This window comes from Streptomyces sp. MB09-02B, from assembly GCF_033794485.1.
Taxonomy (GTDB): domain Bacteria; phylum Actinomycetota; class Actinomycetes; order Streptomycetales; family Streptomycetaceae; genus Streptomyces.
Window position 1 is genome coordinate 1 of the sequence record NZ_JARGEE010000429.1, and the last position, 7,187, is coordinate 7,187.

Here is a 7,187-nt window from a genome sequence, read left to right on the forward strand (position 1 = left end):
GCCACGGGAACACCCGCCCCCACCGTCTCCGCGCTCGACCCCGCGCTCCGGCGGCGGGTCCGCGACTGGGCGCCGCTGTGGTCGTCGTACCGGGCCCGGTACCTGCTGCCGTTGGGCGCGGTCGGGGACCGGACGCTCGGCGAGGAGGCCGAGGACATCGCCCGGCTGCCGTTGCCGCTCTTCGCGGAGCTGACGGCGTACGCGGTCCGGGGCGGCAACTCCGGGATGCCGTTGGACCGGGTGCTGGAGGAACAGGCCCAGCGGGAGGGGCTGTTGGAGGCGGCGGAACGGCGGTCGACGGCCCGGTCGGAACTGGCGCGCAGGCTGTTGCACGCGCCGGAGTCACTGCGTACGGATCTGCTGGATCTGCTGGACCGGGCCGCGCGGGCGCTGGAACCCGATCTGGCGCGGGCCGCAAGGGCGATCTCGGGGCAGCTCCCGGGGCTGCGCAGGGCCGTCGAGCACGACGGACCCGGCCGGGCGCTCGCCGCCCTGGACCCGGCGGCCGCCTACCGGGACGGGCCGCCCCGTGTGGTCTTCGACAAGTTCCACCACGGGATCGTGAACGTCGCCACGACGCCCGTCCTGGTCGTGCCGTCGGTCTTCGGCGGCCCGCACCTGCTGGTCAAGCACGAGCCGGGGTTCGCGGCGGTGGTGCAGTACCCGCTGCTGCCGGAGAGCGACGACCAGCCCGGCTACGCGACCGTGCACCGGCGGCTCGAGGTGCTGCGGGACCCCGGCCGGCAGCGCATCGCCCGGGCGATCGCCCGCGAGCCGCTCACCCCCTCCGAGTTGGCCACCCGCAGCGGGATGTCCCTGCCGCAGGTCTCCCGGCATCTGGCCCGGCTGCGCGAGGCCGGCCTCGTCACGGTCGAGCGCGACGGCCGCCGCGCCTACTACCAACTCCGTCTGGAACGCGTACGCCGCCTCGGTGACGACCTGCTCACGGCCCTCTTCCACTGACGCAAGTCTTCACAAAGTACCCATCAGTAGGACGAGTACCGACTGTTACTTTCGCTTTCAAGATTTTCTCGTACGGCACACCCCGTGAACCTCACGGACGCCGGCGGTGGGGACGGCCGGCGTCCGTGAGTACGACCCTGCGCGCTGTCCACAGTCTGTGGACAGCGCCGCGTCCTTTTTCTGCGGTGTCAGAGGCCGAACTCCTGCGGCGACAGGCCGAGGGTGGCGCAGGCCTCGCGCAGGACCTGCTCCTCGGTCTGGGCGATGTACCCGTCCGCCCCCGCCACCACGAAGCCGGTCTGGACGACCGCCCGCGCCTCCGTCGGCTTCTTCGCGGCCTTGGCGATCTCCGTGAGGGCCTCGGCCTTGCCCTGCTGGAAGTCGCGCGAGAGCTGGTCGACGTGCCGGTTGAAGCGCTGCCGCAGCTGGTCGGCGGGGAAGTTCTGCAGGACGTCGTTGTTCAGGATCAGCGACTCCACGTGCTGCCGCTCGGCCGGGTCCACGTTCCCGTCGGCGGCGGCGACCAGCGCGCACATCGCCATGCTGGCGTCCCGGTAGGCACCGCTCTTCAGCTCCGTCTTCAGGGAGGTGAGCTGGGACTTGAGCGCGCTCACCAACTGGGCCTTGGAGCCGCCGGAGGACCGCCCCGCGCGCCCTGCGCGCCCTGTGCCTGCTGCTGCAGACCCTTGGCCTGGTCCTTGATCCGATCCCACATCGCCATGCGTGCCACCTCGGCTTCAGCCCGTGTCGTGCCGGTCGTTCCGGTCGTCCGCGTGCGTTCCGCACGTCTCCCTGTGAACGCCCGTCACCCCCGTAGGAGTTCCTCGACCGGGCCGTGCCCTCGACGCGTCCTCGTCAACGCGTAACCTATCGGTTACGCTTCTGGTGTGAGCGAGGACGATCCGGATGAACTGAGCGAGGTGGCGGACGCGATCGCCGATCCCGTCCGCCGCGAGATCCTGACGATGCTGCACCACGCCCCGCTGACGGCGGGCGACATCGCCGCCCGGTTTTCCATCAGCCGGCCCGCCGTCAGCCGCCATCTGCGCGTGCTGCGGGAGAGCGGCCTGGTCCGGGACGAGCAGATCGGACGCCACCGGCGCTACTCGCTGGTCCGCTCCCGGCTGGGCGACCTGGCCGCCTGGCTCGCCGTGTTCGACACCGGGCGTCTTGACTGGTCGCGGCGTCTGGCGGCGCTGGAGACAGAGGTCCACCGCACCCGACGGGACCGCGCCCGGTCCGGCCCCGCGCACGATCCGCACACCGCCCACCACCCGGAAGAGGACACGGCATGACCCATGAACCCACCGGAACGACCCATGAACCCACCGGACGACTCGTCCCCACCCCGACGGGGCACGACCTGATCCTCACCCGCGTCTACCGCGCCTCCGCCGACGACGTCTGGGCGAGCGTCACCGAGCCGGAGCGCACCGCCCGTTGGTTCGGCCCGTGGCGCGGTCAGGCGGGGCCCGGTCGCACGGTCGAGGTGCGGATGGAGTTCGAGGAGTCGGCGCCCTGGTGCCCGCTGCGGATCGAAGCCTGCGAACCCCCGCGCAGGCTCGCCGTCTCGATGGAGGACGAGGCCGGAACCTGGTCGATGGAGCTGCTGCTGTCCGAGGTCGACGGCACCACCGAACTCCGGCTGGTCCACCACCTCACCTCCGCCGAGCAGCTCGGCGAGACGGGACCGGGCTGGGAGTACTACCTGGACATGCTCACCGCCGCGCGCACGGGCGGGCCGCGCCCCGACTTCGACGACTACTACCCCGCGCAGAAGGCGTACTTCGAGTCCCTGGCCTGAGCCACGCCGCGTCGTGCGCAGCGTCGAGGCTCCCGTCGTGCCTCCCGTCGTACCGACACGCTCAGCGGCCGTTGCCCTTCGCCGGGGCGCGGCGGCGTCCCTGGGAGGACGGGCGGCCGCGACGGCCGCGCGACGCCGAGGAGGGGCGGGCGGGCGGTTGCTGGGTGACCGGCGGGGTGAGGACGACCGGGACGCCGGACGGTGCCTGCGCGCCCGTGATGCGGTTGAGTTCGACGCCGCCCGAGCGGACCCGCGTGGTCGTCGGGGTGATGCCGGCGACCGCCATCAGCCGGGTGACGTCACGGCGCTGGTGCGGCAGGACGAGCGTGACGACCGTGCCGGACTCGCCCGCGCGGGCCGTACGGCCGCCCCGGTGCAGATAGTCCTTGTGGTCGCCCGGCGGGTCGACGTTGACGACGAGGTCGAGGTCGTCGACGTGGATCCCGCGCGCCGCGACGTTCGTGGCGACCAGGGCGGTCACGTCCCCGTCCTTGAACTGGCTCAGGGCCCGGTTGCGCTGCGACTGCGACTTGCCGCCGTGCAGGGCGGCGGCCCGCACGCCCACCGCCAGCAGCTTCTTCACCAGCCGGTCCGTCGCGTGCTTGCTGTCCAGGAACATGATCACGCGCCCCTCGCGGGCGGCGATCTCGGTCGTGGTGGCGTGCTTGTCGTCGTCCTCGATGTGCAGCACGTGGTGGTCCATCGTGGTGACCGCACCCGCGGACGGGTCGACGGAGTGGACGACGGGGTCGTGCAGGTAGTCGCGGACCAGCCGGTCGACGTTGCGGTCCAGCGTGGCGGAGAACAACAGCCGCTGGCCCTCGGGCCGCACCTGGTCGAGCAGCGCGGTGACCTGAGGCATGAAGCCCATGTCGGCCATCTGGTCGGCCTCGTCCAGGACGGTGATCGCGACCTGGTCGAGCCGGCAGTCGCCGCGGTCTATGAGGTCCTTGAGCCGGCCGGGGGTCGCGACGACCACCTCGGCGCCGCCGCGCAGCACGCTCGCCTGCCGTCCGAGGGACATGCCGCCGACCACGGTCGCGAGCCGCAGCCGCAGCGCGCGGGCGTAGGGGGTGAGGGCGTCGGTGACCTGCTGGGCCAGTTCGCGGGTGGGGACGAGGACGAGGGCCAGCGGCTGCCGGGGCTCGGCGCGCTGTCCGGCCGTACGGGCCAGCATGGCGAGGCCGAAGGCGAGCGTCTTGCCGGAGCCGGTGCGTCCACGGCCCAGGACGTCACGGCCGGCCAGGGAGTTCGGCAGCGTCGCGGCCTGGATGGGGAACGGCTCGGTCACCCCTTCGGTCCGCAGTGTCTCCAACACCCGTGCGGGCAGCTCCAGTTCACCGAACGTCTCGACCGACGGCAACGCGGGCGTGACCGTGACCGGCAGCGCGAACTCGCCACCGGTGGCGGGCGCGACGGCCCGCCCACCGCCCCGGCGACCACGGCCGGCCTTGGCCGCACCGGACCGGACGGAGCCGTTCTTGCCGGCGCCGCCCTTGCCCTGGGGGCCCTTGGCGGCGTCCGCGCGGCCGGCGGTGTTCTTCGTGGTGTTTCCGCGGCCGGTGCTGTTCTTCGTGGTGTCTCCGCGGTCGGCGCTGTTCCTGGTGGCCGTCCCGCGGCCGGGGGCGTTCCTGCCCGCGCCGCTCCGTCCCGTACCGCCCGCGGTGGCCGCCCCACCGGTGCCGCCGCCCGCCGCGCGGCGCTGGGCGGTGCCGCCCGTCGCCGATCCGGTCCCGGCCGCACGCGAAGGAGCCCCTTGGTCACCCGCTCCCGCGCCCTGCGAGCGGGTGCGGTCGTTCCGGGCCGTGCCGGTGCGGGCGGAACCCTCCGTACGGGACCGGGAGGGGCTGCTGCTGTTCGTACGAGCCGTGCGGTTCATGGGGACCTTCCTCGATGCGGTGGCGCCTGTCGCACATGAGCCGGGGCCCGCACCTTTCGGGCGCGGGCCCCGGCTCATGCGTTACGCGTCAGCGTCAGGCGGGAACGATGTTCTCGGCCTGGGGGCCCTTCTGGCCCTGCGTGACGTCGAAGGTCACCTTCTGGCCCTCCTGAAGCTCACGGAAGCCGGAGGTGGCGATGTTCGAGTAGTGGGCGAAGACGTCGGGGCCGCCACCCTCCTGCTCGATGAAGCCGAAGCCCTTTTCCGAGTTGAACCACTTCACGGTGCCGGATGCCATGCTGAAACTCCCTTGATGCAGTGCCCGGAGCCCACACTTTGCGGACCCGGTGTCGCAGCAACGGTTCGACCCGACGGGAAGATGGAGAAAGTCCCGGAAAGCCCCGGAAACAACAAAGAGTGCTCGTCGACGGAAGGTCGAAGAGCACTCAGAAGCCTCTGGTAACCAAAACTGCCACTTCATGTCAAGGTAGCACAGGTGAGGGGCGCCCGCCGGGTGACACGCCACACTTCTGCGGACACCCCCCGGTGAAAAGTCAGGATCGGTGGGGGTCGGCCCTGTTATGCCGTCGGCGGAGCCGGGGGCTGGGTCGGCGGGAACGGTGGGGTCGGCTGAGCGGCGGCCTGCGCACCGTACGCACCGGGGGTGCCGGGCACACCGCCGGGCGCGGCCTGCCAGGGCTGCGACGGCTGTGACGGCTGCGACGGCTGCCCGGGCCCGGGAAAGGCCGTGGCGGGGCGGCGGGTGCCGAGGACGGTGGTCACGGTCGCGCCGAGGGCCAGCAGGAAGGCGACGGCCAGCAGATAGAAGCCGGCGCCGAAGGTGGTGGTCCGGCCGTCCCCGTCCCACTGGGTGTCGTTGAACGCCTCCGTCAGCACCGACAGCGTCGTGCCGAGGAGCAGGACCGCGCCCCCGACGGCGAGCGCGGGGCCCAGCGGGAGCCGACGGCTGCGGCCGGTCAGGAGGAGCACGGCGGCGGCGACGGCGGCCAGGGCGCCGAAGAGCAGCAGCAGGCCGGAGAACTGCGTGACCGACTCCGTCTCGCCGCCGATGTCCCCGCTGGTGTAGGACCACGCCTTCGCGACGGTCTCGTAGACCGGCTCCCTCCCCTCGTCGAGGTACTGGACCGACTTGTCCAGCGTGGCGAACGAGGAGCCGACGGCGAGGAGGGCGCCGAGTATCAGCAGCGCGCCGGACGTGCGGTCGGAGGCCGCCGCCGGGTCCCCCGGAGGGGAGGCGGGTCTGCCGTGGCCGACGGGCGGTGTGGCCGCGTACGGATAGGAGGCCCCTTGCTGCGGGGGCGGGGCCCAGCCGGGCACGGAAGCCATCGGCTGGGGCGGAGGGGCGGGCTGACCCGCGTACGGGCCGGACTGCGTCGGTTCCGTCATCTTCCGATGATAGGGAGGGAAGATCGTGTGCATAAGGTGAAGTGCCCATCGGAGTAGGCGAGTTGGGGCTAAAATGCTCGCCCTCGTCTGCCGGTCGGGATATCGGATCGGCATACGTCCATCTTGATTCATCACTGTGCGACCAAAATTCGTTACTCTCCGGCCATGGCTCTCCTCGGTCGCCGGCGCGGCACGACCAGACTCGCCCCCGAACTCGACGACGCGGACCTCGGGAAGGTACGCAAACGTCTCGTGGAGAGGGGTAGTTCGGGCGGTCGCAGTCTCGCGGTGGCCATGATCGAGCAGCTGCTGCGCGACACCGGCCGTGACTGGGACCGCAGGGCGCACCGCATCGGTGTCCTCGCCGAGTCGACCTCCCCGGCGCTGCAGCGTTCCTGGGCGGAGGAGCAGGCGCAGGACCCGGACGCGCAGTTGCTGTTCGCGTGGGGTGTCCTGCTGCGGGCGCGGTACGAGGAGCAGCCGGTGCCGGGGGAGACCCGGGAGGCGCTCGACGCCTGCGAGCACGCCGCCGCGCTGCGGCCGGAGGACCCCACGCCGTGGGTGGTGCGGCTCGGTCTGCTGCGGTTGTGGCGCCGGCCGAGCCAGGAGGTGTTCCCGCTCTGGGACGAGATCGTCCGGCGTGACCCGTGGCATCGCGAGGCGCACTTCCAGATGCTCGGCTATCTCTCGCCGTGGGAGTGCGGCTCGCACGCGCAGACCGTCGACTTCCTGGACCGGGTGCGCGCGGGGGCGGCGCCGACGGCCCCGACGGCGGGCCTGGAGATCGCCGCGCTCATCGACCTCTACCAGGGCACGCTGGACCAGGGCGGTCTGGAGGCCCTCACCGCCGTCCACCTGTGGAGCCGCCCGAACGCGGTGGCGGCGCTGGACCGGGCGACGGCGGACTGGCCGCGCGCCGGGTATCTGACCCATGCGGCGGCCGTCGCCGACCTCAACCTGCTGGCGTACGCGATGGTGCAGGCGAAGCGGGCCGGGGACGCCGGGGAGGTGTTCCGGGCGATCGGGGGGCTGGTCACGGCGTACCCGTGGGCCCTGGAGAGCGGGGAGCCCCTGGCGACGTTCGGGGCGTGGCAGCAGCGGGCGGTGGGGTGACGGTGCGGATGGCGGGGTGAC

7 protein-coding genes and 1 pseudogene are annotated in these 7,187 nt (G+C 72.5%); 4 read left to right on the forward strand and 4 right to left on the reverse strand.

The window, feature by feature from the left end; genetic code table 11:
- The coding region (locus P1P70_RS36880; RefSeq protein ID WP_319245548.1) for an ArsR/SmtB family transcription factor at window positions 1-963 on the forward strand (963 nt) is incomplete at its 5' end.
- Window positions 964-1,151: 188 nt separating this feature from the next.
- Here P1P70_RS36880 and P1P70_RS36885 read toward each other — a convergent pair.
- Window positions 1,152-1,684, reverse strand: a pseudogene (locus P1P70_RS36885) (tellurite resistance TerB family protein).
- A 166-nt stretch (window positions 1,685-1,850) separates the two neighbouring features.
- Between P1P70_RS36885 and P1P70_RS36890 the strand changes: the two are divergent.
- The gene (locus P1P70_RS36890) at window positions 1,851-2,258 is read left to right on the forward strand and encodes a metalloregulator ArsR/SmtB family transcription factor (protein WP_319245550.1); all 408 of its coding nucleotides are present in this window, start codon (window positions 1,851-1,853) and stop codon (window positions 2,256-2,258) included.
- Window positions 2,255-2,767 carry an SRPBCC family protein gene (locus P1P70_RS36895; protein WP_319245552.1) on the forward strand — a complete coding sequence of 171 codons (513 nt, stop codon included), beginning with the start codon at window positions 2,255-2,257 and terminating at the stop codon, window positions 2,765-2,767. The genes P1P70_RS36890 and P1P70_RS36895 overlap by 4 nt, the downstream gene beginning before the upstream one ends.
- A gap of 61 nt (window positions 2,768-2,828) precedes the next feature.
- Here P1P70_RS36895 and P1P70_RS36900 read toward each other — a convergent pair whose 3' ends face one another.
- The 3 genes from P1P70_RS36900 to P1P70_RS36910 all read right to left on the reverse strand — a co-directional run bounded on the left by P1P70_RS36900 (window position 2,829) and on the right by P1P70_RS36910 (window position 6,053).
- Window positions 2,829-4,646: a DEAD/DEAH box helicase gene (locus P1P70_RS36900; RefSeq protein WP_319245553.1), complete on the reverse strand. Its 1,818-nt coding sequence runs from the start codon at window positions 4,644-4,646 to the stop codon at window positions 2,829-2,831.
- A 94-nt stretch (window positions 4,647-4,740) separates the two neighbouring features.
- Window positions 4,741-4,944, reverse strand: a complete 204-nt coding sequence (locus P1P70_RS36905; protein ID WP_005483357.1) for a cold-shock protein — start codon at window positions 4,942-4,944, stop codon at window positions 4,741-4,743.
- A 281-nt stretch (window positions 4,945-5,225) separates the two neighbouring features.
- Complete coding sequence (locus P1P70_RS36910; protein WP_319245554.1) at window positions 5,226-6,053, reverse strand: hypothetical protein; 828 nt, start codon at window positions 6,051-6,053, stop codon at window positions 5,226-5,228.
- Window positions 6,054-6,218: 165 nt separating this feature from the next.
- Here P1P70_RS36910 and P1P70_RS36915 point away from each other — a divergent pair, with 165 nt between their 5' ends.
- Window positions 6,219-7,166 (forward strand): hypothetical protein, encoded by a 948-nt coding sequence (locus tag P1P70_RS36915; RefSeq protein ID WP_319245556.1) that lies wholly within the window; start codon window positions 6,219-6,221, stop codon window positions 7,164-7,166.
- Window positions 7,167-7,187: the final 21 nt, after the last annotated feature.

Coding starts and splice junctions, on each gene's coding strand:
- P1P70_RS36905 (WP_005483357.1), bottom strand. CDS start 4,944: ATGGCATCCGGCACCGTGAAGTGGTTCAACTCGGAAAAGGGCTTCGGC.
- P1P70_RS36900 (WP_319245553.1), bottom strand. CDS start 4,646: ATGAACCGCACGGCTCGTACGAACAGCAGCAGCCCCTCCCGGTCCCGT.
- P1P70_RS36910 (WP_319245554.1), bottom strand. CDS start 6,053: ATGACGGAACCGACGCAGTCCGGCCCGTACGCGGGTCAGCCCGCCCCT.
- P1P70_RS36915 (WP_319245556.1), top strand. CDS start 6,219: ATGGCTCTCCTCGGTCGCCGGCGCGGCACGACCAGACTCGCCCCCGAA.
- P1P70_RS36895 (WP_319245552.1), top strand. CDS start 2,255: ATGACCCATGAACCCACCGGAACGACCCATGAACCCACCGGACGACTC.